Below are 22,856 nucleotides of genomic sequence, written 5' to 3' on the forward strand. Positions count from 1 at the left end.
TCAGGCGAACATCTTGGTCAGCTGAGGCGGTAGCACCCGCATCAACTGCACCAGCGGCGCCCACGGCCACCACGGCACCGCGGCCCGGCCGGGCTCGCGTTCCATGGCGGCGACGAGCGCGTTGACGCCGGTTTCGTTGTCCACCATCAACATTGTGCTGTTCGACTTCGCCGTCATCTCCGACTCGATGTAGCCGGGCTCGATGACCGAAACCTTGACGGGCCCCTTGGCGTATTCGGCGCGCAGCGATTCGCCCAGTGAGCTCACCCCGGCCTTGCTCGCCGCGTAGGCCGCCTTGACGCCGGGCACGCCCTTGTTGCCGAGCACCGAGGAGATCAGCACCAGGTGGCCCGAACCGGTTTTGTTGAACATCTCCAGGGCGGTCTCGATCTGCACCAGAGCTGCCACCAGGTTGGTCTCGATGGTGGCCTTGTTGGCCCACAGCTTGCCGGACCCCAGTTTCGCGCCCTTGCCGATGCCGGCGTTGACGACGATGCGGTCGATGCCGCCCAGTTCGTCGCTGAGTTCGGCGAACACTTTGGGGACGGCCTCGTGGTCGTTGACGTCGAGCGCGGCGACCGCGATCGTGATGCCCGGATGTTTCTGCGACAGCTCGGCTTTCAGCTCATCGAGCCGGTCGGTGCGCCGCGCGCACAGCGCAAGGTCGCGGCCTTTGGCGGCGAACGCGCGCGCCATCCCGGCGCCCAGGCCGGAGCTGGCACCGGTGATGAGGATCTTCTGGCGAGTCATCGGGGCAGCATATCGACAGGTGTCAACTCGCGGTCGCGCGACTACTTCAGCAAACGCGACATGCGCCGGTCGGCGAGGACCTTGCCACCCGTCTGGCACGTTGGGCAGTATTGAAAAGACTTGTCGGCGAACGACACTTCGCGAACGGTGTCCCCGCATACCGGACAGGGCAATCCGGTGCGGGCGTGCACCCGCAATCCGGAACGCTTCTCGCCCTTGAGCGTGGCCGCCCCCTGCCCGACGGACCGGCTCACCGCATCGGTGAGCACCGAGACCATCGCATCGTGCAGCGTGGCGAGCTGGGCGCCGGTCAGCTTGTTCGCGGTGGCGAATGGCGAAATGCGGGCGACGTGCAGGATCTCGTCGCTGTAGGCGTTGCCGATCCCGGCGATCACCTTCTGGTCGGTGATGACCGTTTTGATCCGGCCGGTGTTACCGGCCAACCGATCGCCCAGCGCACCCATGTCCAGGTCCAGCGCGTCCGGCCCGAGGCCGGCGATCTGTGGGATCTGCTGCGGATCGGCCACCAGCCACACGGCCAGCCGCTTCTGGGTGCCTGCCTCGGTGAGGTCGAAGCCGGGCGCCGCACCGGGCGTACCCAGGTGCACCCGAAGCGCGATCGGGCCCTTGCCGGGCCGCAGCGGCGCCGCGGCCAGGTTGTCCGACCACCGCAGCCAGCCAGCCCGCGACAGGTGCGCGATCAAATAGAGATTGTCCGTCCGCAACCCGAGGTATTTGCCCCACCGCTCGGCCCCGACCACGGTCTGGCCGTGCAGCGCGCTGATCGGCGGGTCGAACGTCTTCAACACGGACAGGGCGGCGACGTCGACCCGGCCGATGGTCAGGCCGACGGCATGGCGCCGCAGGTGGTCGACCAGCGCTTCGATCTCGGGTAGTTCGGGCACGGTTTCAGTGTGCCGGTCTAAGCAAATAGGTGTCCATGATCCAGCCGTGCCGGGCGCGGGCTTCGGCTCGCAGCGAAACGATGCGGGACCCCACCTCGCCGACGGTGCCCGCGACGAGCAGTTCGTCGTCGGTGCCCAGATAGGCGCCCCACCAGATCCGCGTGTCGGGCGGACAGAGACGGAACGAGCAGTCGGCGTCGAGCATCACGACGGCGGATCCGGGAGCCGGCCCGCGGCTGCGCAGTTGCCTTCCGGTGGTGATCAGAACGGGTTCGCCGACCTCGTTGAGCGGGATGCGGTGTCGCGCGGTCAGCGCCTGCACGGCGGTGATGCCCGGGATGACGTCGAACGTGAAGTCGACCCGCGCGGCCACGGCGTCGAGGATGCGCAAGGTGCTGTCGTAGAGCGACGGATCGCCCCACGCCAGAAACGCCCCGACGCCATGCGGGCCCAGCTCGGTGGAGATGGCGTCGGCCCAGATGGCCGCGCGGGCGGCGTGCCAATCCGCGACCGCGTCCCGGTAGTCGGCATCGACTGTCCGCTTCGGGTCCGACAGCTCCACGAAGCGGTAGCCCGGCTCGCGGATGAAGCGGCCGCAGATCTCGCGGCGCAGCGCCACCAGGTCGCTCTTCTGCTCGCCCTTGTCCATCGCGAAGAACACCTGGGTGTCGTTCAGCGCCTCGATCGCCTGCACGGTCAGGTAGGCGGGATCGCCGGCACCTATGCCGATGACGTGAATGTGCCGACCCACTCGTCGCCTCCCGCCGCCCGTTGCCCGACAGATTGCCGAATCGCAACCTTCAGCATCTAGCCGGGACCGCAAGTACCCAGTACCATGGGTACCGTCTGAAGCACCCAATGGAGGGAGCGGCGCAATGACCTCAGCGGTCAAGCCGGTAGGGCCCAGTCGTGAAGAATTCTCCGACCGCCTGCTGAAGGGCTCGGTCAAAAAGTCTTATGAGCCCGTCGTCGACATCGACTGGGACGCCCCGCTCGACCCGGACAAGTTCTATCTGCCGCCGAGGCTGGTGTCGCTCTACGGCACGCCGATGTGGGACGAGATGACCCGCGAGCAGCAGATCGAGCTGTCCCGCCACGAACTGGTCAACACCTTGTCGGCCGGGATCTGGTTCGAGAACATGCTCAATCAATCGTTGCTGCGCACGATCCTGCACGAGGACCCGACAAGCAAGTCGACGCATTACAAGCTCACCGAACTGGGTGACGAGACCCGGCACATGGTGATGTTCGGCAAGGCCATCGAACGCGTCGGCGCCAAGCCGGTACGTCCGCGGCGGTTGCACCGGATGATCATCAACCTGCTGCCATTGGCCTTTCAGCGCGGCTCGATGCTCTGGGTGGCCGCCCTGATCGGTGAGGAGATCTTCGACTCGCTGCAGCGGCAGATGATGGACGACCCGGAATTGCAGCCAATCATCCAGCGGCTCATGCGTATTCACGTCACCGAAGAGGCGCGTCACATCCAGTTTGCGCGCGACGGTGCCCGCAAGCGCGTGGTCGAAATGCCCCGGTTGAACCGCTGGTTCATGGCCAACATCAACGGCCTGGGCGGCTACTTCTTCAACTACCTCTTCAGCAACCCCGTGCCGTACGCGCGAGCGGGTCTGGACCCGAGGCGGGCCCGAAAGGTCGCGCGCTCCAGTCCGCACCGGCGCGAGGTGCAGGTCGCCGGCTTCGCGCCACTGGCGGCGTTTTTGACCGAAGTCGGCTTGATGGGCTCGATCGCCCGCCGCGGCTGGAAGCGCAGCAGATTTCTGTGACGCAGCCGCATGACCGCGCCGAGCACCGCCGTCATATCGTCGTCGTCGGCGCGGGCGCCCGCGGTGAGAACGCCCAAACCGCCTTGCTGGCAGCCGGTTTCACCGATCTCGTCGCCCTCGACGACCATGTCGAGAGGTCACGCTTCGACGACGTCACCGACACCTGGGTGTTGACCACGGCCGGTGGCGCGGTCTTGCGGGCCGACATCGTCGTCGCCGCTGACCGTCCGGTCCAGCGACCGTGGCTGCCGCGCATATCCGGGTGGTTCGGCGGGGAGTCGTTTCACGCCGCGGCGTGGGATGCCGGATTCGATCCGTCCGGCAAGCGCATCGCGGTCGTCGGGACCGACGCCAGCGCCGGGCACCACATCGACCGGCTGGCCCACACAGCCGCATCGGTCACCGTGTTCCCCCACGCGCCGCGTCGCGTCGTCAGCGAGGTGCCGGCGTGGTCCACGCGGGCCCAGCGCTGGCTGCGCCGCCACATTCGGACGGCCGGCCGGCCCTCGGTCGCGATCGCCTCGTCGGTCATCGAGGCGCTGACCGAGACGGGGGTGCGCACCAGCGATGGCGCCGACCACCGGGTCGACGCCATCATCTACGGGACCGGATTCTGCATTCCGCAGGACGTCGCCGATGAGACGCTGGTCGGCGCGGCCGGGCTGCCGATCCGCCGCGCCTGGCACGACGGCATGGAGCCCTTCTACGGGGTGGCCGTTCGCGGGTTTCCCAACTACTTCTTCATCACCGGACCCGACCCGGACGCGCAGGCGCGCTACATCGCCGAATGCCTGAAAGCCATGCGGCGCACCGTCAGTGGCCGCATCGAGGTGCGCGCCAGCAGCCAGCAGGTGTTCAATGAGCGGGCTCAGTTGCATGCCCCCGAGCCGCCCCCGGTGGCGTCGGCCTTCGAACTCTCGGCCAGCGTGCCCGCCGGCGAAGACATTTACGACGGCGCCGCCACACTGGAAATCGCCGGCGCCCGCCACCCGGTGCGGGTCCGGCTGACCGGTCATCTGGACCCGATCGACGGCCGCTACCACTGGCAGGGAACGGTGTTTGGTTCCGAGTCGGAACCGCTGTCCGGCGAGATCCTCAAGCAGGCGAGAACCGGCACGCTGACCGTCGGAGAGTGCAGCGCGGCCGCCCGCATCGTCGAAAGAACACCGTGGGGGACGCACTCGGTCGCCGGAGTAGGCGCTCCCCCCTACGCCCTGAGCAACCGCTGAGCCGATCTGCGCGCCCGCACGCCGGCCGAGCCAGTGCCTTTGCACTGGTTAACGCACCGGCCACCGGACGTACCTAAAAGTTTGGCGGCAATCGCGGTGTGGTAACCCCGAACAAAGCGCGTGCCGGGCGTTGAGCCCCATGGCGCGTGGAGTGATGGTCGACTTCCCACGGTGGAGGGCCGCATGGTGGTTTCGTTGCGAGCTTGTGGGTACGGATTTGCCGGGTCCCAATCGCCGCGTGCGGTTTCGGGCGGTATTTGGCCGCCGGCGCCCCGATTAGACTTTTGCCGCTGAGAGCGGATACTCAAGCAATCGTCCCGGCGGAATGCGAGGAGCGGGAAATGAAAACGGACACCAGGACCGAGCTGGAATGACCCCGGTGGCCGTGGCAATGCGGACGGATAACTCGGTTGCCGTTCTGACCGTCGACGGCGAACTTGATGCCGCCCACGAAACCCCGCTTCGCGACCGCATCCTCAAGGCCACACTGGACGACGCGGCGGCCGTGATCGTCAACGTTTCCGGGCTCAAGGTTCACACCGAATCCGCATGGTCCGCCTTCATGGGCGCGTATTGGCAGCTCGGCGACGCGCCCCACATCCCGATTCTGCTGGTCTGCACCGACCGCGCGGCCCGCGACGCGATCACCCGTAGCGGTGTCAGCCACTTCATGCCCATCTACTCGAGCGAGAAGGCCGCGCTCAAAGCGCTCGGCCAGAACAGACGTCGCCCGGTGCGGCGCGCCGACATTCAGCTGCCCGCCGACCTGACCAGCCTGCGCGAATCGCGGCGCCTGGTCCGTGAATGGCTTACCGCCTGGTCGCAGTCCAAGCTCATTCCGGTGGCGCTGGTGGTGGTCAACGTGTTCGTGGAGAACGTGCTGGAACACACCGCGAGCGTCCCGGCGGTGCGAATCGAGGCGCAAGGTGACGCCGCGACCATCGCGGTGTCGGATGCGAGCAACACGCCTGCGGTGCGACTGCCCTCGCCGAATAAAGGCATCGACGTGTCCGGGCTGGCGATCGTCGAGGCGTTGTCCCGAGCCTGGGGCAGCACACCCACCTCGTTCGGCAAGACGGTGTGGGCTGTCATCGGTCCCGAGAACCAGCTGTAGCGCAAACCTGCTCCAGCCGGCGGCCCGGCGTCGTCGCGCCCATTTCGCGGTTGTGCTGAAACTAGAACACGTTCTAATGTCGGAAGACGACCCCTTCAGGAAGGCAGATGACGTGCGGTTTACCTACGCAGAGGCGATGACGGACTTTAGGTACTACATCCCGCTGGCTCAGGCGGCCGAGGCGGCCGGCTACGACGCCATGACGATCGCCGACAGCATCGCCTACCCCTTCGAATCCGACTCGAAGTACCCCTATACCCCGGACGGCAACCGCGAGTTCCTGGACGGCAAGGAGTTCATCGAAACCTTCGTGCTGACTTCGGCGTTGGGCGCGGTGACCACCAAGCTGCGCTTCAACTTCTTCGTGCTCAAGCTGCCCATCCGGCCACCGGCGTTGGTGGCCAAGCAAATCGGCTCGCTGGCCGCGATGACCGACAACCGGGTGGGTTTCGGAGTCGGCACCAGCCCGTGGCCCGAGGATTACGAGCTGCTGGGTGTGCCGTTCGCCAGGCGCGGCAAGCGGATGGACGAATGCATCGAAATCATTCAGGGGCTCACCACTGGTGAGTACTTCGAATTCCATGGCGAGTTTTACGACATCCCCAAGACCAAGATGACCCCGGCCCCCACCAAACCCGTCCCGATTCTGATCGGCGGGCACGCCGACGCGGCACTGCGGCGTGCGGCACGCCTGGATGGCTGGATGCACGGCGGCGGCGACCCCGAGGAACTCGACCACCTGCTGGCCAAGCTCACCAAGTTCCGCGAAGAAGCAGGCAAGACCGGGCCGTTCGAGATCCACGTCATCTCGGCCGACGCCTACACCGCGGACGGCATCAAACGGCTCGAGGACAAGGGCGTCACCGACGTCATCGTCGGATTCCGCATCCCCTACATCAAGGGCAACGACAACGAGCCGCTGGACAGCAAGATCCGCAATCTGGAGATGTTCGCCGAGAACGTCATCGCGAAACTGTAACTCTCACAGCACATCCCATTTCGGTGCGCGTTTTTCCCGGTGCGCCATCGCGGCCTCCACCGGGTTGTTCGTGAAGCCGCTGAGGATCTGGGTGCGGTTCTCGATCTCGATGGCGTGGCGCAGGCTGGGGGCGTCCAGGGCGGCGTTGAGGCCAATCTTGGTCTGCCACACGCCATATGCGTTGTTCTCGGCGATCGAGCGCGCCAGCTTGACCGCGGCCGGCATCAGATCATCGGGGGCGACGACCTCGTGCACCAGCTTGATCCGATAGGCCTCGGCCGCGTCGATGATGCGACCGGTGAGCATGAGTTCGCGGGCCACCCCGGCGCCGACGATCTTGGGCAGCAGGTAGCTGGTGCCCATGTCCATCGACGAGAAGCCCGCCTTGATGAACACCGAACCGAATCGGGCCTGCTCGGAGGCGACGCGGATATCGCAGACCAACGCGAACGCCAGGCCACCCCCGACGGCGACACCGTTGACCGCGCCGATCACCGGAACGTCCATCTCGTAGATCCGGGTGTACAGGTTGGCCAACCGAACCTGGGCGTCGTAATTGACCTTGAACGCCGGGGTGGTCGGCTTGTTCTTCGTCCACGCCTGACCGGTGCCGCTCAAATCGGCGCCGGCGCAGAACCCGCGCCCGGCGCCGGTCAGGATCGCCACCCGGTACTCGCCTTGGTCCAGCACATCCAGGGCCTCGTGGACGCCGTCGATCAACGACCCATCGATGGCGTTGAGGCGCTCCGGCCGGTTGAGGGTGATGCAGGCGATCTCGTCTTCGAGGGGTTCCAGTGTCACTGCGGGCATAGGGGAACCGTAGGCGACGACGCAATTCACCCAGGAGGCATACCGTGGTTGCGACCGCATCGAAGGAGAAGCCATGGCACGAACCGAAGGCGATACCTGGGACCTGGCCAACAGCGTGGGCGCCACCGCCACCATGGTGGCCGCGGCCCGCGCGGCGGCCACCAGACGCCCACAACCGGTGATCACCGACGAGTTCGCCGAGCCGCTGGTGCGCGCCGTCGGGCTGGACGTGTTCACCAAGCTGGCGACCGGCGAACTCGATTCAGACGAGCTCGAGAACGGCGTCAAATTTTCGCGGATGGTGGACACATTCGCCGCCCGGGCCCGGTTTTACGACGATTACTTCGCCGCAGCCGGTCAGGCCGGTCTGCGCCAGGTGGTGATCGTGGCATCGGGTCTGGATTCGCGGGCCTACCGGCTGCGTTGGCCGGCCGGCACGACGGTGTACGAGATCGACCAGCCGGAGGTGATCGCGTTCAAGACGGCGACGCTGGCCGAGATCGGCGCCGCCCCGACCGCCGAACTCCGCACGGTGGGTATCGATCTGCGTGAGGACTGGCCGGCGGCTTTGCAGGCGGCGGGCTTTGACCCGGCGCAGGCGACGGCGTGGCTGGCCGAAGGAGTGTTGATCGGGTTCCTTCCGCCCGAGGCCGAAGTTCGGTTGCTGGACTCCATCATTCCGTTGTCCAGTGAGGGCAGCCGGTTCGCCGCCGACTTCGGGACCGTCGCCCCGGCGACCCCGGAGGGGCGCGAACAGTCCCGGCTCGCGACCGAGGGGTGGCGACGGCAGGGGCTCGATCTGGACATCGCCGGTTTGGCCTACCCGGGCGAGCACACCGACGTCGCCGCGCACCTGGCGGCAAACGGATGGGATACCAGCACATTTCGGCTCGCCGACCTGTTTTCCGCCGCGGGCCTACCGCAACTGGGGCCCGTCGAGCACCAGGTTCCCGCCGCCACGATCAGCTTCGTCAGCGCGGTGCGGCCCTAGCCGCCGTGAGCGGTCACGCGGATCGTTTGGCCAGCCATTCGGCCTGCATCACCAGCAGGGCCATGACCTCCAATTGCGGTGTCTGCGGGTCTAGTTCGCGGTATCGCTGGTAGACGTTGACGACCACCCGCTCGGCATCCAGCCAGGTCGCGTACTCGCCGAGGTCGATGGCGTCGGCGGCCTCGGCCCACGACAGCCCCCGGCGGTATGCCGCCTCGGCCTGTTCGGCCACGTGCACGAGGTAGCCACGCACCGCGCGGATTCCGTCGGGATCGGTTACCGGGCCGTGTCCGGGGACCACGGTCGGCGCGTCCAGCGCGATCATCGCGTCGCACGCCGCGACCCAGTTGCCGATGGGTCCCGCCCACACGATGGGCGTGCAGCCGATGAACAGCAGGTCGCCGCCGAACAGGACGCCCGCATCGGGCACGTGCACCACCGAATCGGCGGCGGTGTGCGCGGGACCCAGGTTCAGCACGTCGACCCGTCGCCCGCCGACGTCGACGCGCAGGCTGCGCTCGAAGGTCTGGTCGGCGTTGCGCAACGTGATGTTGCTGAAGTCGAAGTGCCCGAAGCGCTCTCGCGTGTACGGGGTGGCCACCGGCCCGAGGTTGGCGGTTTGCGCGATGGCCAGCATCTCGGGCGCCATCCCGTGCTCGATCTCCTCGGCGGTGCCCTGCGCCGCGATGATGCGCACCGAGGCGTCCAGCAGTTGGTTGCCGTGGGTGTGGTCGCCGTTGGAATGGGTGATCACAGCGTCGGTGATGGGCGCCGACCCGGTGATGGACCGCATCGCGGTGAGCATTTCGCGCGTCAGTGCCAAATCGAAGAGGGTGTCCACCAACAAGGATGCGCCCGCGCCGGCGATCAGTCCGGCGTTGCTCCACCCGTAGCCACCATCCGGCAACGTCCACGCCCACACGCGGTCGGCGACCCGATGCAGCCCGCGGGTGTACGGCACCTTCGCCGGCGCGCGGTTGACCCGCCGCGCGGCGGGTGCGGCGTCCGGATTGGGCCGGGCGGCCAACGCGTGTGGCGCGCTGCTGGCGCGGACGGTTTGCCGGGTCTCCCCCAGCCCCTCGACGCGCAGCGTGACGATGTCGCCGTCGTGCAACCAGCCGGGAAACGATTCCAGCGCAGCGGGATTGAGGTGCTCGACCAGTGTGCAGGTGGGCACCGTCCCGGAGCCGATGACGTCGCCGGGATTGAGGGTGACGCCGCGCGAGGCGTAGGAGATGACTTCGCCGAAGGTCCAGTCCATTTGGGCCGTCGACCCCGTGCCGATGACGTTGTCGTTGACCAATGCGGTGACCTGGAGGTCGAGTTTGGCGCCGTGGCGGTACGGCTCGAGCTCGTCGGGGGTCACGAGGTAGGGGCCCAACGTCACACCGCTGTCCTTGCCCTTGCCCTGTCCGATGCCCAGCTGGCTTTCCATCTGCTGCAGGTCGCGCGCGGACCAGTCGTTGAAGATGGTGTAGCCGATGATCGCCTGTTCGGCCTGCTGGACGGTGAGATCCTTGCCCCCCGTTCCGATCACCGCGGCGATCTCCAACTCGAAGTCCTGCCAAGCGCTTCCGGGTGCCGTCGGCGCGTCGTCGTACGGCCCTAAAACTGTTGTCGGACAGGCGAAGTAGAAGGCGGGGATGCGATACCAGGTGTCGGCGAGCAGGCGCCCGGCGCCCAGCGCGGCTTGGCAGTTGCGCATGTGGTCGAGGAAGCACAAGGAATCCCGGATCGTAGGCGGACGCGGAATGGGCGCCCGCAGTCGCGCATCGGCGAGACGCACCGTGGCCGACGGGGAGCGCCGCGCCTCCTCCCCCGCTTGGCGCAATCCCTCGGAGCCGCGCGCGATCAGGTCGAGCAGTGTCGCTCCCGGCGGCATCGCATAGATGGTGTCGCCGGAGACGACTCCGACGCGCTCGCCGTCATCACCTTGGTAGGTAACCCATTTCACTCCCGCACCACCTCACTCGCTTCCTTGTCCGGCCGCAGCCCCCGCCAACTCGATTGACGCAGCCGGTTGTCCGGGGTCCACTCGCTGTAGCGCACCTCCCCGACCAGGATCGGCTCCACATACGTCACGCCCCGGGCTTCGCTGCGGGGCAGCGGTGGGTGAAACGGTGATTGACCGGTGTGCAGCGGCGCCAGCGTCTTTTTCAGGTTGGCCAGGTCGCGTTCGGTGAACCCGGTGCCGACGCGTCCCGCGAAATGCAGGCCGTCGGCGGTGGGGATGCCCAGCAGCAGTGAGCCGATGCCGCTGGTGCGTCCGCCCTCCCCCGCCTTCCAGCCGCCGATCACGACCTCCTGCGTGTTCCAGTGCTTGTCCTTGATCCACGAGGACGAGCGCCGGCCGGGCTGGTAGGTGGAGTCGCGCCGCTTGGCGATCACCCCCTCCCAGCCGCGCTTGCCCGAGTCTTCCAGCGCTTGCGTGCCATCTCCGGGTAGCAACTCTGGAACGACGAGATTGGTTGCGGTGCTGAGCATTTCCAGCACCTTTCGCCGGTCCCGGTAGCTGGCCCGCAGCAGCGAGCGCCCGTCGAGGTACAACACGTCGAACGCCCAGAATTCGACGCGCGAGCCTCGGCCCCGGTTCTGCATCTCGTGGAAGTTGGGCACCCCCGAAGAATCCAGGACCACTGCCTCACCGTCGAGGATCACATGGTGCTCGGCGAGATCGTCTGCCAGCCAATGCAGTTCGCGATATTCACCAGTCACTTCGCGACCGCGCCGAGACCGCACCCGGATGGCGCCGTGGTCGGCCTCGATCAAAAGCCGGTAGCCATCCCATTTGCCCTCGAACGCCCATTGTCCTGCCTTGAGCGCCGTCACCGAACCGTGGGTGGCCAGCATGGGGGCGATCGTGTCGAACTCAAAGACGTTCTGGTCCTTCATCCGGTGCGCCAGCCATTGGTTCCCATTGGTCTGAATCAGGGCATAGCGTCCGGAGATCTTGGTGCCGCGCAGATTGACGATGACTTCGTCGTCAAGGAACTTCTCGGCCTCATAGGTTCCGGAGTCCCAGATGACCACCTTTCCCGCGCCATACTCGCCTTTGGGGATGATGCCCTCGAACCCGCCGTATTCCAGCGGATGGTCCTCGGTGTGGACCGCCAGGTGGTTCACCGAGGTGGTTTCGGGCAGGTTCTTCGGTACCGCCCACGACACCAGCACGCCGTCTCGTTCCAGCCGGAAGTCGTAGTGCAGCCGGCGGGCGTGGTGTTCCTGGATGACAAAGCTATTCCCCTGCCCTATAACGGGTTTCGACGCCGGCACCGGCTCGGGCGTTTTCGATGCGTCGCGCATGCTGCGGTACTTGCTCAGTCGGTCCGGCACCGGTGCGTCCTCGTCCAGCGGTGCCAGCAGATCGCCGTCGCGGGCGACCCGGTCCAGCACTTCGTCGTAACGCAACTGGCGCAGCGACGGGTCGTCGAGTTCCTCCCAGGTGCGCGGCGCCGCGACGGTGGGTTGCTCACGTCCCCGCAGCGAGTACGGCGCGATGGTCGTCTTGGCGCCGTTGTTCTGACTCCAGTCCAAAAAGATCTTGCCGGCCCGCAGGCTCTTGGTCATGGTCGACGTCACCAGCGTGGGCATCGTCTTTTCCAGTTGTTGCGCAACGCGTTTGGCCAACACCGTCGCGCCCTTGCTGCTCACCGGCTCCTGCAAGGGCGTATAGAGGTGCAGGCCCTTGCTGCCGCTGGTGAGCGGATAAGTGGTCAGCCCGATACCGGCGATCAGTTCGCGGACGGCGCGCGCCACCTCCGCCAGCTGGGCCATCGTGACGCCTTCGCCGGGATCGAGGTCGAACACCAGCCGGGTCGCCGGGCCCGGTTTCAGTTCTTCGGCCCGGCTGCGGGTCCACTCGGCGACGAAGCGCCACTGCGGCACGTGGACCTCCAGCGCGGCTTGCTGGGCGATCCAGGCCAGGCCGTCGACGGTGTCGATGATCGGATACGTCGTCGTTCCGGATCGGTGGGTCACGCTGGCGCGCGGCAGCCAGTCGGGCGCCGACGCCGCCAGTTGTTTCTCGAAGAACGATTCTTCGTCGACGCCGTTGGGCCAGCGCTTGCGCGTTGCCGGACGCCCGGCGACGTGCGGGATCATCACCTCGGCAATCCGCGTGTAGTAGTCGAAGATGTCGCTCTTGGTGGTTCCGGTGGCGGGATAGAGCACCTTGTCGGCGTTGGTCAGTTTCACCCGCGGTGCCATGTTGTCAACCTACGCGTTTCGCGCGTGTTAACCGCTTTGACCACCGCTAATCGCGCAACCGTCGGTTCGTTTTGTGACATGACCCACGAGCGGGTATACCTCCGGACGGTTCGGGGCACAGGAACACGATGTTCGATCTGATCCCCTCCCCTTGGCGTCCAAAAAACGGCGTCCCATTGAGCGACGCGACACTACGGCTGCACTCGCAACGAGTCGACGTTCCGACGTACGACCGGTCGGCCCTCGGTCGAGGAGTCGTCCACATCGGCGCGGGCAACTTTCACCGCGCCCACCAGGCCGTCTACTTCGACGACCTGGCCCGCAAGGGCATTTCGGGACGCTGGGGAGTCACCAGCGTCAGTCTCCACTCCCCCGACCTCAAACACCTGCTTTCGGCGCAGGACGGGCTGTACACCGTCGTACAGCGCGGCCACGACCGCCAAACCGCCCGCGTCGTCGGCTCGATCGGCTCCGTTCATTACGCGCCGAACGACGGCGCGGCGGTCCGTAGCGCCCTGGCCGATCCGCAAACCCGCATCGTCAGCCTGACCATTACCGACAACGGATACTTCCTGAATCCGGTCACCGACGAATTCGACGCCGACCACCCCGACGTGCGCGCCGACCTCGTCGCCTCCGGCAGCTACGCCACCGCGTGGGGATACCTGGCCGAAGCTCTCGACCGGCGCCGTCGCGCGGGCGTCGCGCCGTTCACCGTGCTCTGCTGCGACAACGTTCCCGGCGACACGCAGCCGGCGAGAACCGCGCTGGTGTCGTTCGCCGCCTTGAAGGATCCCGGGCTTGCCCGCTGGATCGAGACGCACGTCGCGTTTCCGTCGACCATGGTCGACCGCATCACCCCCCAAACCACCAGATCTGAGCGCACATTCGTCGAGCAGACATTCGGCGTCGCGGACAAATGGCCGGTGGTGACCGAGCCGCACAGCCAATGGGTGATCGAGGATTCGTTCAGCAACGGGCGGCCGCCGCTCGACGAGGTCGGTGCCGAATTCGTCGCCGATGTCAGCGACCACAAGTTGATCAAAACCCGTCTTCTCAACGGAACCCATATCGCGCTCGCGTGCCTGGCCATCCTGGCCGGCTACCAGCGCACCGACGAAGCGATGCGCGATCGCGTCATCTTCGACTACGTCGACAAGCTGCTGCGCGACGAGATTCAGCCGCTGCTGCCCGCGGTGCCCGGCATGAACACTCCCGAGTACCGGGGCACGTTGCTGGATCGGCTCAGCAATTCCCGGATGAGTGACCAGTTGGCGCGGCTGGCCCGGCGCGGAACCAGCAAGATCGCGACGTTCGTGCTGCCCTCGCTGCGGGAGGCGATCGCGCAGGGCAGGCCGCACACATTGTTGATGGTGGCCGTCGCGGGATGGGCCCGTTACATGCGGGGCCACGACCTCGACGGGCGAAAGCTCCGCCTGGAAGACTCTCAGGCGATTCCGGTGGCTAGGTTGGCCAATATGGCCCGCAGCAATCCAGATCCGCTGCTCAGACACGAGATGTTCGCCGAGGTACGCGCGGTTCCCGGTTTTGCCGAGCGGCTGGGCGCGATGATTTCCGATATCGACGAGCGCGGTGTGGTGCCCACACTGCGGGATGCGATGCGCAACGACGAGTGGGAGTTGGTGTCGCGATGACTGGGCTGACCTTTGTGCGCACCTTCGACGCGGCGCCGATCACGACCTTGCTGTGCGATGCCGATGACAACCTGTTCGGGTCCGAGAGGCCGGCGTTCGACGCCTCGACCGAGGTGACCAACCGTTTTTTGGCCAGGTTCGGCGTGACCGCCCCGCTCAGCTGCGAGGAGCTCCGCAAGCGGGCTGTCGGGAAGAATTTCCGTAACACGGCGCTGGACCTGGCGGTGCAGTGCGAAGTGCCGCTCGACGAGACGTTGGCCCGGGGCCGTCCCGCAGCACGGGTCGCCTCGGCCGGCGGCCTCGCCGGCGGCAACGCGTTGTCCACCGACGAGCTCGAGCAGTGGGTGCGCGAGGAGCGTGAGCGGGTCACCGCTCACCTGGCTGACACCCTGACCCCCGATCCGGAGGTGGTGGAGCCGTTGCGCAGCCTCGCCAACCGGTACGCGCTCGCGGCCGTGAGCTCGAGCGCCACCGGGCGGCTGCGGGCCTGCTTCGCCGCCACCGGCCTCGACTCGCTGATATCGGAGGCGGTGACTTTCAGCGCGGAGGATTCGCTTCCGGTGCCGACCAGCAAACCCGACCCGGCGGTGTACGTGCATGCCGGGCAGGTACTGGGCGTCGCACCGAAACAGGGGCTGGCCATCGAAGACTCCGTGGCCGGCGTGACATCCGCGGTGGCGGCCGGCTACCCCACCATCGGCAACCTGATGTTCGTGCCACCTGACGAACGGGATTGCCGCCGTGCGGAATTGGTCGATGCGGGAGCAGTCGCGATCACCGATTCGTGGCGCGCGATCGCGGATGTGCTGCTGTTGTCTGCGGCCGAAGGTTTCCGGGCCGGGTGACGATCCGGGCGTTGAGGCGGGGAGGAGTGGGCCAATGGAGGCCAACGGAATCGACCTGAACAATGCGGCGCTCGCGACGATGCCGATCGATGCGCCCAACTACGACCGCAGCAGGGTGACCGTCGGGATCGCGCACATCGGGGCCGGTCATTTCCACCGCGCGCATCAGGCCGCCTACATCAACCTGTTGCTGCAGCAGGGCCTGGCGCACGAGTGGGGCATCTGCGGTGTGGGTGTCATGCCCGCCGACTGGACGATGCGCGACGTCCTTGACGGTCAGGACGGGCTCTACACGCTGATCCTGGAAAATCCCGACGGTAGCCGCGACGCCCAGGTGATCGGCTCGATCATCGACTATCGTTACGCGCCCGATGATCCCGAGTCGGCGCTGGACGTGCTGGCGGCACCGGCCACCCGAATCATCTCGCTGACCATCACCGAGGGCGGCTATCGCGACCCGGACGGCCCCGCGTTCGCGTTGATCGTCGAGGCGTTGGACCGGCGTCGCCGGCGGGGGATCGCCGCGCCGACGATCGCCTCCTGTGACAACATCGAGAACAACGGTGAGGTCGCCAGGCGTGCCGTGCTCGCAGGCGCCGAACGCCGGGATCCCGAGTTGGCCGAGTGGGTGGCAGAGCACGCCCGGTTTCCGAGTTCGATGGTCGACCGCATCACGCCCGCAACGACTTTGGCGATGGCCGCGGAAGTGCGACGCGACTTCGGCGTCAACGACCGGTGGCCGGTCGTGGCCGAGCCGTTCACCGCCTGGGTGATCGAGGACTCCTTCGCCGACGGCCGCCCGCCGCTGGAGCAAGCGGGCGTTCTGCTGGTCGACGATGTGCGCCCGTACGAGCTGATGAAGCTGCGACTGCTCAACGCCGGGCATCAGTGCCTTGCCTACTTCGCCCACCTCTGCGGGTTCAAGTTCGTTCACGAGGCCGCAAGCGATCCATTGTTCGCCGAATTCCTGCTTGCCTACTTCGAATCCGAGGCCATTCCGACGCTCCCGCAGGTGCCGGGAATCAACCTGCATGAGTACGGCCGCACGCTCGTCGAGCGGTTTGCCAACCCGGCCGTGCGGGACACCGTCGCGCGGCTGTGCGCCTACTCGTCGGACCGCATCCCGAAATTTCTGTATCCCGTCATCTGCGACAACCTGGCCCACGGCGGGCCGGTCCGGCTGGCGGCGGCGGTGGTGGCGAGCTGGGCCCGCTACGCCGAGGGTGTCGACGAGTGGGGCAACCCGTACGAGGTGCTGGATCAGCTGGCGGACTCGCTCATCCCGATCGCCAGGTCGCAGCACGAGAATCCCACCGCGTTCATCGAGATCACCGCGGTGTTCTGCGACCTGGCCCATCAGCCACGCTTCGTCGAGGCGTACCTGTGGGCGCTGGATTCGTTGCACAGCAAGGGGGCTCGCGCGACGCTGGATGCCTTGGTGCGATGACCCGCGGGCTGGTGATCGGCGAGTCGCTGATCGATATCGTCGACAGCGACGAGCATGTCGGCGGCAGCCCGCTCAATGTTGCCGTCGGGCTTGGCCGACTGGGTCGCGGAATCGACTTCCTGACGTCGATCGCCGACGATGCCTATGGCCGGCACATCAGCGAGTACGTCGAAGCCGCAGGGGTGCAACTCGTTTCGGAAAGCCGGGCGGCCCAGCGCACGGCGACCGCGCGGTCGACCATCGCCGAAGACGGGTCCGCCGAGTACGTGTTCGATCTGGACTGGCGACTCTCCGGAACACCGCCGGTCGCACCGCCGCTATTCGTCCACACCGGATCGATTGCCGCCGTGCAGGATCCGGGCTGCCTCGCGGTCGCGGCGCTGATCGACGCCTATCGCGTCTCGGCCACGGTCACCTTCGATCCCAACGTGCGGCCGTCGCTGATCGCCGACCGGGGGCTGGCCGTCGCGCGCATCGAGCACCTCGTCGAACGCAGCGACGTGGTGAAGGTCAGCGAGGAAGACCTGCGCTGGATCGACCCCACGCGGCCCCCCGAGCAGATCGCGCAAACGTGGCTGCGGCTGGGCCCGGCCATCGTGGCGATCACGATGGCCGACCGGGGCGCGGTGGCATTCTGCGCGGCGGGCGCCGCCCGGGTACCGACGCGGGCGCAGCGCGTGGTCGACACCGTCGGCGCCGGCGACGCCTTCATGGTTGGTCTGCTCGACGCGCTCTGGGAATCGGGGTCGTTGGGCGGCGACCGGCGCACCGAATTGCGCGAAATCAGCGTGGACGCGCTGACGATCGCGGTGGAAGCGGCGAGCCTGTGCGCGGCGCTCACCGTCGCTCGCGCGGGAGCCGACCTGCCGGATCGGGCCGCGCTGGATGCGGCTTCGCGTCGTTAGCCACGCACCTCGATCGCCGGAGTCCGACGTGGACAATCCCCGGTCGTAGCCTCGTCGTGCTGTTTTGCCACCGGCCCTCCGGGCATACTGACTTGCATGCGCTCGATCTGGAAGGGTTCCATCGCGTTCGGGCTGGTGAACGTCCCCGTCAAGGTGTACAGCGCCACCCAGGACCACGACATCAAATTCCACCAGGTACACGCCAAGGACAACGGCCGTATCCGGTACCAACGCGTGTGCGAGGTGGACGGCGAAGTCGTCGAATACCGTGACATCGCGCGGGCCTACGAGTCCGACGACGGTCAGATGGTGATCATCACCGACGACGACATCGCCACCCTGCCCGAGGAACGCAGCCGCGAGATCGAAGTGCTGGAGTTCGTGCCGGCCAGCGAGGTGGATCCGATGCTGTTCGACCGCAGCTACTTCCTGGAGCCGGACTCCAAGTCGTCGAAATCCTATGTGCTGCTTGCCAAGACCCTGGCCGAGGCCGATCGGATGGCGATCGTCCACTTCACGCTGCGCAACAAGACCCGGCTGGCCGCGTTGCGCGTCAAGGACTTCGGCAAGCGCGACGTGATGGTGATCCACACCTTGTTGTGGCCCGACGAGATCCGCGACCCCGACTTCCCCATCCTGGACAAGAAGGTCGAGATCAAGCCGGCCGAGCTCAAGATGGCCGGCCAGGTGGTGGAGTCGATGGCCGAGGACTTCAATCCCGATCGCTATCACGACACCTATCAGGAGCAGCTGCAAGAGTTGGTCGACGCCAAACTCGAAGGCGGAGAAGCGTTTACCACCGAGGAGCAGCCGAAGGAGCTGGACGAGACCGAGGACGTATCAGACCTGCTCGCCAAGCTGGAGGCCAGCGTGAAGGCGCGTTCCGGCAACGGCAAGGCGCCCGCGAAGAAGGCCGCGGCGAAAAAGGCCCCCGCGAAAAAGACGACCGCCAAGAAAGCGCCGGCCAAAAAAGCGGCCAAAAAGGCGGCGTCGAAGTCCTGACCGGGTCAGCGTCTGCGGGTTGCCACGAAACGGGTCAGCGCCGCAACGATGTTGATGACGGCGACCATGATGATCAGCGTCAGCGCCGCGCCCCAGATCCGCAGGAATCCGGCGTGTTCGGGATTGGTGAGCTCGGTGTAGATCAGCAGCGGCAGAGACGCCATGTTGCCGTGGAAGATGTCGAGGTTGATCGATCGGCTGTAGCCGACCAGCACCAGCACCGGCGCGGTTTCACCGATCACCCGCGCGATGGACAATAAAATGCCGGACACGATGCCGGGCATCGCGATCGGAAAGACGATCCGCACGATGGTCTTCCATTTCGACACACCGAGCGCGTAGCTGGCCTCGCGCAGTTCGTCGGGCACCAGCCGCAGCATCTCCTCGGCGGAGCGCACCACCACCGGCAACATCAGCAGGACCAGGGCCAGCGATACCGCGAACGAACTCTGCTGAAAGCCCAAGGTGGCGATCCACAGGCTGAAGATGAACAGCGCCGCCACGATCGAGGGCACTCCGGCGAGGACGTCGACCATGAACGTCGTCAGCCGCACCAAGCGGCCGGATCCGTATTCCACCAGAAAGACCGCGGTCATCAGGCCCAACGGCACGGCCATGGCCGCCGCCACCCCGGCTTGTACCAGCGTGCCGTAGAGCGCGTGGTAGACGCCACCGGCGAACTGCTCCGGCAGCACCCCGTGCAGCGAGTGGGTCCACCACCCCGACCGGGTGACGGCGTACCAGCCTCGTTCGACCACGATCCACAACACCCAGATCAGCGGCACCAGCGCAACGCAGAACGAAGCGAGGAAGAAGATCGTCGCCGTGCTGTTGGTGATCCGGCGCCGGAAGCTCAGCGGCCTGAACACCTCCACCTTGACCGGTCGGTCCAACGCTTCGACGGTCACGGGCGCCGCTCCACGTTGCGGTTCATCCGTTGACCTTGCCGCCGGCGATCGCACGGGCGAGCGCGTTGACCACGAACGTCAACACGAACAGCGCGAATCCCGCCGAGATGTATGCCCCCGTGGGCAGCGGCGCGCTGAACTCCGCGGCCGCCGACGCGATCTTCGAGGCGAACGTGTAGCCGCCGTCGAACAGCGACCAACTACCCGCGCGGGCGGCCGAACGCAAGATGATCAGCACCGCCACGGTCTCGCCCAGCGCGCGGCCCAGCCCCAGCATCGAGGCCGCGATCACACCGCTGCGCCCGAACGGCAGCACGGTCATCCGCACCACCTCCCATTTGGTGGCGCCGAGTGCCTGCGCCGCCTCCATCTGGATGTGCGGGGTCTGCCGAAATACCTCCCGCGAGACGGACGTGATGATCGGCAGGATCATTACCGACAGCACGACGCCGGCGGTGAAGATGGTGCCGCCACCGGCCAACGAGACATTGCCCTGCTTGAACAGGAACAGCCAACCAAGGTGACGGTTGAGAAACGCGGCCACCGGCTCGATCTGGGGGGCGAGCACGAAGATCCCCCACAGCCCGAAGATGATCGATGGCACCGCGGCCAGCAGGTCCACCACCGCGCCGAAGGGCCGCGCCAGCCGCCGTGGCGCGTACTGGGTGAGAAACACCGCGATACCGACCGCGACGGGAACGGCCAGCACCAGCGCGCTGACCGAACTGAGCACCGTGACCATCAGCAGGTCACGGATGCCGAAGGCGAGCCTGTTCGGGTCGCTGGTGCTGAATTTGGCGCTGGTGAAGAAGTTCGCGTGGTTGACGCGCAACGATGGGACCGCACGCAGCAACAGGAATACCGCGATCAACAGGATGGCGACCACGATCGTCGAACCGGCAGCGGCGGCCGTCAACTTGAACAGTCGATCAGCCCGCCGCCCCACGTGTTCACTCAGCGTTGTCAGCGCCGGTTTCTCCGTGGTCGACGAGCTGATTGCGGTTCCTCGTGTCACGACCACTTCAGGTTATGTGATGGCGTTGATGGAAGCAGACAACCTCGACTTGAACGCGTCAGGGATGGGGATGTAGCCGTTGTCGACCAGGCCGTTCTGCCCCGCGCCGATGGTGCTTTGCAGGAACGCCTTGACCGCCGTGCCGACCTGCGCGTCGGGATACTTCGAGCAGACGATCTCGTAGGTGGCCAGCACGATCGGGTAGGAACCGGCCTGGGTCGGCTTATAGAAGGACAGCGTGTCCAGCACAAGGTCGTTGCCCTGGCCGGCGATCTTGGCTCCAGCAATCGTCTTACCCACCGAGTCGGCGCTGATCGACACCGCGTCCGGCCCGGCCGGCGTGATGATCTTGGCCATGTTCAGTTTCTGCGCCTGAGCAAACGACCATTCGTTGTAGGTGATCGACCCCTCGGTCGCCTTGATCGCGGCCGAGGTGCCGTCGTTGCCCTTTGCTCCCTCGCCGACACCACCCTTGAACGTCTTGCCGGCCCCCTTGCCCCACGCGCCGTTGGCGGCGGCATCGAGGTACTTCTGGAAATTGTCGGTGGTGCCGGATTCGTCGTTGCGGAAGACGACGTGAATCGGCTCGGCGGGCAGCGTGACACCCGGGTTGAGCGCTCCGATGGCGGGATCATTCCATGTACCGATCGCGCCGTTGAAGATCTTGGCGGCGGTGGCGCCGTCCAGGCTCAGCGAATTGAGGCCCGTGACGTTGTAGGTGATGGCGATCGGGCCGAACACCACCGGGAGATTCAACGCCGGCGACCCGCAACGTTGTTGGGCCGCGGCGTATTCACTGGCGGCCAGCGGTGAATCCGAACCACCGAAATCCGTTTGCTTACCGTTGAATTCGCTGATTCCCGCGCCCGAACCGTTGGCGGTGTAGTTCAGCGTCTGGCCGGGACAGGCCTGCTCGAACGCGTTGACGAACCGGGTCATCGCGTTGGCCTGAGCCGTCGAGCCGCTGGCCTTGAGGGCCTTCGTCCCGCCGCAGCTCACGCTGCCCGACGAGGAGCCGCTCGTTGCGTGCGCGCCGGTCCCGTTGTTATCGCTTCCGCATGCCGACAACGCCAGCGCGCCAGCGCTCAGCACACTCAGCACGGCGCCAAATCGGTTGAGTTTCAATTCGCTTCCTTACGGTTGGGATGAAACGGGACCGCCGCCGGTCGGTAGCCAGTGCGCCCGACCAGCCCGGCTCGCAGCCACGAAGCTAACAGTAACAAGGTGAACGCTGAGCAAAATGATCGGCGATCACCGCTTAACGCGATGGCACCGGGTGGCGCCGTGGGTGGACGCAAGCTGAACCCTGTTTCTGCGTCCTCCGACAGCAAAGCGCGTTGGCTGGCTTTGCGACGCCGCGAACCGGTCGTCCAGCACGGGATTCCCGCGCGCATGCCTGCGCTGCGGGCCGGCCCACCACGCCCTCATGCGAAAAATAGAACGTGTTCCAGAAATGCCCGATCCGAGACGGCGCGGCTTGCTACGGTGTCGGCTGACACCGAAAAAAGAGAGGCCGCCAATGATCCTTGACAGGTTCCGTCTCGACGACAAAGTCGCCGTCATCACCGGTGCAGGCCGCGGCCTCGGGGCGGCGATTGCGCTGGCCTTCGCCGAGGCCGGCGCGGATGTGCTGATCGCCTCGCGCACGGAGTCACAACTAGAAGCCGTCGCAGAACAGGTCGGAGCCGTCGGACGGCGGGCCCACGTCGTGGCCGCCGACCTGGCGCATCCCGAGTCCACCGCCGAGCTGGCCGGCAAGGCCGTCGAGGCATTCGGAAAACTAGACATCGTCGTCAACAACGTCGGCGGGACGATGCCCAACACGCTGCTGACCACCTCGACGAAGGACCTCAAAGAGGCTTTCACCTTCAACGTCGCCACGGCCCACGCGCTGACGCTGGCCGCGGTCCCGTTGATGCTGGAGCACTCCGACGGCGGCAGCATCATCAACATCACCTCGACCATGGGCAGGCTGGCCGGGCGCGGATTCGCCGCCTACGGCACCGCCAAAGCCGCGCTGTCGCATTACACTCGGCTGACCGCCCTGGACCTGTGCCCGCGCATTCGCGTCAACGCGATCGCGCCGGGGTCGATCCTGACCTCCGCCCTGGACGTGGTTGCCTCCAACGACGAGCTGCGGGCACCGATGGAGAAGGCCACTCCCATGCGGCGCCTCGGCGATCCCGTCGACATTGCCGCTGCCGCAGTCTATTTGGCGTCCCCCGCCGGCAGCTTCCTGACCGGCAAGACGCTCGAGGTCGACGGTGGTCTCACCTTCCCCAACCTCGACATACCCGTCCCGGACCTGTGACCT

The 22,856-nt window shown here is 66.5% G+C and carries 20 protein-coding genes and 1 pseudogene; 11 read left to right on the forward strand and 10 right to left on the reverse strand.

What is annotated here, in order from left to right; translation table 11 throughout:
• The 4 genes and pseudogenes from AC5Y30_RS12605 to cobF all read right to left on the reverse strand — a co-directional run bounded on the left by AC5Y30_RS12605 (position 1) and on the right by cobF (position 2,406).
• Positions 1-750 carry an SDR family oxidoreductase gene (locus tag AC5Y30_RS12605; RefSeq protein WP_499918491.1) on the reverse strand — a complete coding sequence of 250 codons (750 nt, stop codon included), beginning with the start codon at positions 748-750 and terminating at the stop codon, positions 1-3.
• A 41-nt stretch (positions 751-791) separates the two neighbouring features.
• Positions 792-1,259 carry a zinc finger domain-containing protein gene (locus AC5Y30_RS12610; protein WP_499919010.1) on the reverse strand — a complete coding sequence of 156 codons (468 nt, stop codon included), beginning with the start codon at positions 1,257-1,259 and terminating at the stop codon, positions 792-794.
• 153 nt (positions 1,260-1,412) lie between these two features.
• Positions 1,413-1,655: pseudogene (locus tag AC5Y30_RS12615) on the reverse strand (DNA-formamidopyrimidine glycosylase family protein); the annotation flags it as partial.
• A 4-nt stretch (positions 1,656-1,659) separates the two neighbouring features.
• Positions 1,660-2,406: a precorrin-6A synthase (deacetylating) gene (gene cobF, locus AC5Y30_RS12620; protein WP_499918492.1), complete on the reverse strand. Its 747-nt coding sequence runs from the start codon at positions 2,404-2,406 to the stop codon at positions 1,660-1,662.
• 124 nt (positions 2,407-2,530) lie between these two features.
• On the opposite strand from cobF, the gene AC5Y30_RS12625 reads away from it, so the two are divergent.
• The 4 genes from AC5Y30_RS12625 (at position 2,531) to AC5Y30_RS12640 (ending at position 6,758) form a co-directional block, all read left to right on the forward strand.
• Complete coding sequence (locus AC5Y30_RS12625) at positions 2,531-3,436, forward strand: AurF N-oxygenase family protein (RefSeq protein ID WP_499918493.1); 906 nt, start codon at positions 2,531-2,533, stop codon at positions 3,434-3,436.
• Between the two features lie 245 nt (positions 3,437-3,681).
• The gene (locus tag AC5Y30_RS12630; RefSeq protein ID WP_499919011.1) at positions 3,682-4,665 is read left to right on the forward strand and encodes a DUF4873 domain-containing protein; all 984 of its coding nucleotides are present in this window, start codon (positions 3,682-3,684) and stop codon (positions 4,663-4,665) included.
• A 370-nt stretch (positions 4,666-5,035) separates the two neighbouring features.
• Entirely contained in the window at positions 5,036-5,779 is a 744-nt protein-coding gene (locus AC5Y30_RS12635; protein WP_499918494.1) for an STAS domain-containing protein, read from the forward strand.
• Positions 5,780-5,891: 112 nt separating this feature from the next.
• On the forward strand, positions 5,892-6,758 hold the full coding sequence (locus AC5Y30_RS12640; RefSeq protein WP_499918495.1) for an LLM class flavin-dependent oxidoreductase: 867 nt from the start codon (positions 5,892-5,894) through the stop codon (positions 6,756-6,758).
• Between the two features lie 3 nt (positions 6,759-6,761).
• Here AC5Y30_RS12640 and AC5Y30_RS12645 read toward each other — a convergent pair whose 3' ends face one another.
• Entirely contained in the window at positions 6,762-7,568 is an 807-nt protein-coding gene (locus tag AC5Y30_RS12645) for an enoyl-CoA hydratase/isomerase family protein (protein ID WP_499918496.1), read from the reverse strand.
• A gap of 73 nt (positions 7,569-7,641) precedes the next feature.
• On the opposite strand from AC5Y30_RS12645, the gene AC5Y30_RS12650 reads away from it, so the two are divergent.
• Positions 7,642-8,559 (forward strand): class I SAM-dependent methyltransferase, encoded by a 918-nt coding sequence (locus AC5Y30_RS12650; RefSeq protein ID WP_499918497.1) that lies wholly within the window; start codon positions 7,642-7,644, stop codon positions 8,557-8,559.
• Positions 8,560-8,572: 13 nt separating this feature from the next.
• Here the strand turns inward: AC5Y30_RS12650 and AC5Y30_RS12655 are convergent, their stop codons facing one another.
• Both AC5Y30_RS12655 and AC5Y30_RS12660 read right to left on the reverse strand, forming a co-directional pair.
• Complete coding sequence (locus AC5Y30_RS12655) at positions 8,573-10,513, reverse strand: fumarylacetoacetate hydrolase family protein (protein ID WP_499918498.1); 1,941 nt, start codon at positions 10,511-10,513, stop codon at positions 8,573-8,575.
• Positions 10,510-12,765: an ATP-dependent DNA ligase gene (locus AC5Y30_RS12660; RefSeq protein WP_499918499.1), complete on the reverse strand. Its 2,256-nt coding sequence runs from the start codon at positions 12,763-12,765 to the stop codon at positions 10,510-10,512. Before AC5Y30_RS12660 ends, AC5Y30_RS12655 begins: the two co-directional genes overlap by 4 nt.
• Before the next feature lie 128 nt (positions 12,766-12,893).
• On the opposite strand from AC5Y30_RS12660, the gene AC5Y30_RS12665 reads away from it, so the two are divergent.
• The 5 genes from AC5Y30_RS12665 to ku all read left to right on the forward strand — a co-directional run bounded on the left by AC5Y30_RS12665 (position 12,894) and on the right by ku (position 18,619).
• Positions 12,894-14,420, forward strand: a complete 1,527-nt coding sequence (locus tag AC5Y30_RS12665; RefSeq protein WP_499918501.1) for a mannitol dehydrogenase family protein — start codon at positions 12,894-12,896, stop codon at positions 14,418-14,420.
• Positions 14,417-15,265 (forward strand): HAD family hydrolase, encoded by an 849-nt coding sequence (locus AC5Y30_RS12670; RefSeq protein WP_499918502.1) that lies wholly within the window; start codon positions 14,417-14,419, stop codon positions 15,263-15,265. Before AC5Y30_RS12665 ends, AC5Y30_RS12670 begins: the two co-directional genes overlap by 4 nt.
• A 34-nt stretch (positions 15,266-15,299) precedes the next feature.
• Positions 15,300-16,712: a mannitol dehydrogenase family protein gene (locus AC5Y30_RS12675; RefSeq protein ID WP_499918504.1), complete on the forward strand. Its 1,413-nt coding sequence runs from the start codon at positions 15,300-15,302 to the stop codon at positions 16,710-16,712.
• A complete protein-coding gene (locus tag AC5Y30_RS12680) occupies positions 16,709-17,617 on the forward strand; it encodes a carbohydrate kinase family protein (RefSeq protein ID WP_499918506.1) in 909 nt (302 codons plus the stop codon). The genes AC5Y30_RS12675 and AC5Y30_RS12680 overlap by 4 nt, the downstream gene beginning before the upstream one ends.
• 96 nt (positions 17,618-17,713) lie before the next feature.
• On the forward strand, positions 17,714-18,619 hold the full coding sequence (gene ku, locus AC5Y30_RS12685; protein WP_499918507.1) for a non-homologous end joining protein Ku: 906 nt from the start codon (positions 17,714-17,716) through the stop codon (positions 18,617-18,619).
• A 5-nt stretch (positions 18,620-18,624) separates the two neighbouring features.
• On the opposite strand, the gene pstA is transcribed toward ku, so the two are convergent.
• From pstA to pstS, 3 genes are read right to left on the reverse strand one after another with little or no spacing between them, the layout of a single operon-like run.
• A complete protein-coding gene (gene pstA, locus AC5Y30_RS12690; RefSeq protein ID WP_499918508.1) occupies positions 18,625-19,527 on the reverse strand; it encodes a phosphate ABC transporter permease PstA in 903 nt (300 codons plus the stop codon).
• A gap of 22 nt (positions 19,528-19,549) precedes the next feature.
• A complete protein-coding gene (gene pstC / locus AC5Y30_RS12695; protein ID WP_499919013.1) occupies positions 19,550-20,524 on the reverse strand; it encodes a phosphate ABC transporter permease subunit PstC in 975 nt (324 codons plus the stop codon).
• Between the two features lie 30 nt (positions 20,525-20,554).
• On the reverse strand, positions 20,555-21,667 hold the full coding sequence (gene pstS, locus AC5Y30_RS12700; RefSeq protein WP_499918509.1) for a phosphate ABC transporter substrate-binding protein PstS: 1,113 nt from the start codon (positions 21,665-21,667) through the stop codon (positions 20,555-20,557).
• Between the two features lie 394 nt (positions 21,668-22,061).
• On the opposite strand from pstS, the gene AC5Y30_RS12705 reads away from it, so the two are divergent.
• Entirely contained in the window at positions 22,062-22,853 is a 792-nt protein-coding gene (locus AC5Y30_RS12705; protein ID WP_499918510.1) for an SDR family oxidoreductase, read from the forward strand.
• Positions 22,854-22,856: the final 3 nt, after the last annotated feature.

This window comes from Mycobacterium sp. NGS27 (genome assembly GCF_059813005.1).

Excerpts from the sequence above, each read along its gene's own strand:
- AC5Y30_RS12670 (WP_499918502.1), top strand. The coding sequence starts at position 14,417 with ATGACTGGGCTGACCTTTGTGCGCACCTTCGACGCGGCGCCGATCACG.
- AC5Y30_RS12635 (WP_499918494.1), top strand. The coding sequence starts at position 5,036 with ATGACCCCGGTGGCCGTGGCAATGCGGACGGATAACTCGGTTGCCGTT.
- AC5Y30_RS12705 (WP_499918510.1), top strand. The coding sequence starts at position 22,062 with ATGATCCTTGACAGGTTCCGTCTCGACGACAAAGTCGCCGTCATCACC.
- AC5Y30_RS12650 (WP_499918497.1), top strand. The coding sequence starts at position 7,642 with ATGGCACGAACCGAAGGCGATACCTGGGACCTGGCCAACAGCGTGGGC.
- AC5Y30_RS12660 (WP_499918499.1), bottom strand. The coding sequence starts at position 12,765 with ATGGCACCGCGGGTGAAACTGACCAACGCCGACAAGGTGCTCTATCCC.
- AC5Y30_RS12605 (WP_499918491.1), bottom strand. The coding sequence starts at position 750 with ATGACTCGCCAGAAGATCCTCATCACCGGTGCCAGCTCCGGCCTGGGC.
- AC5Y30_RS12680 (WP_499918506.1), top strand. The coding sequence starts at position 16,709 with ATGACCCGCGGGCTGGTGATCGGCGAGTCGCTGATCGATATCGTCGAC.
- AC5Y30_RS12645 (WP_499918496.1), bottom strand. The coding sequence starts at position 7,568 with ATGCCCGCAGTGACACTGGAACCCCTCGAAGACGAGATCGCCTGCATC.
- ku (WP_499918507.1), top strand. The coding sequence starts at position 17,714 with ATGCGCTCGATCTGGAAGGGTTCCATCGCGTTCGGGCTGGTGAACGTC.
- AC5Y30_RS12665 (WP_499918501.1), top strand. The coding sequence starts at position 12,894 with ATGTTCGATCTGATCCCCTCCCCTTGGCGTCCAAAAAACGGCGTCCCA.
- AC5Y30_RS12675 (WP_499918504.1), top strand. The coding sequence starts at position 15,300 with ATGGAGGCCAACGGAATCGACCTGAACAATGCGGCGCTCGCGACGATG.
- AC5Y30_RS12625 (WP_499918493.1), top strand. The coding sequence starts at position 2,531 with ATGACCTCAGCGGTCAAGCCGGTAGGGCCCAGTCGTGAAGAATTCTCC.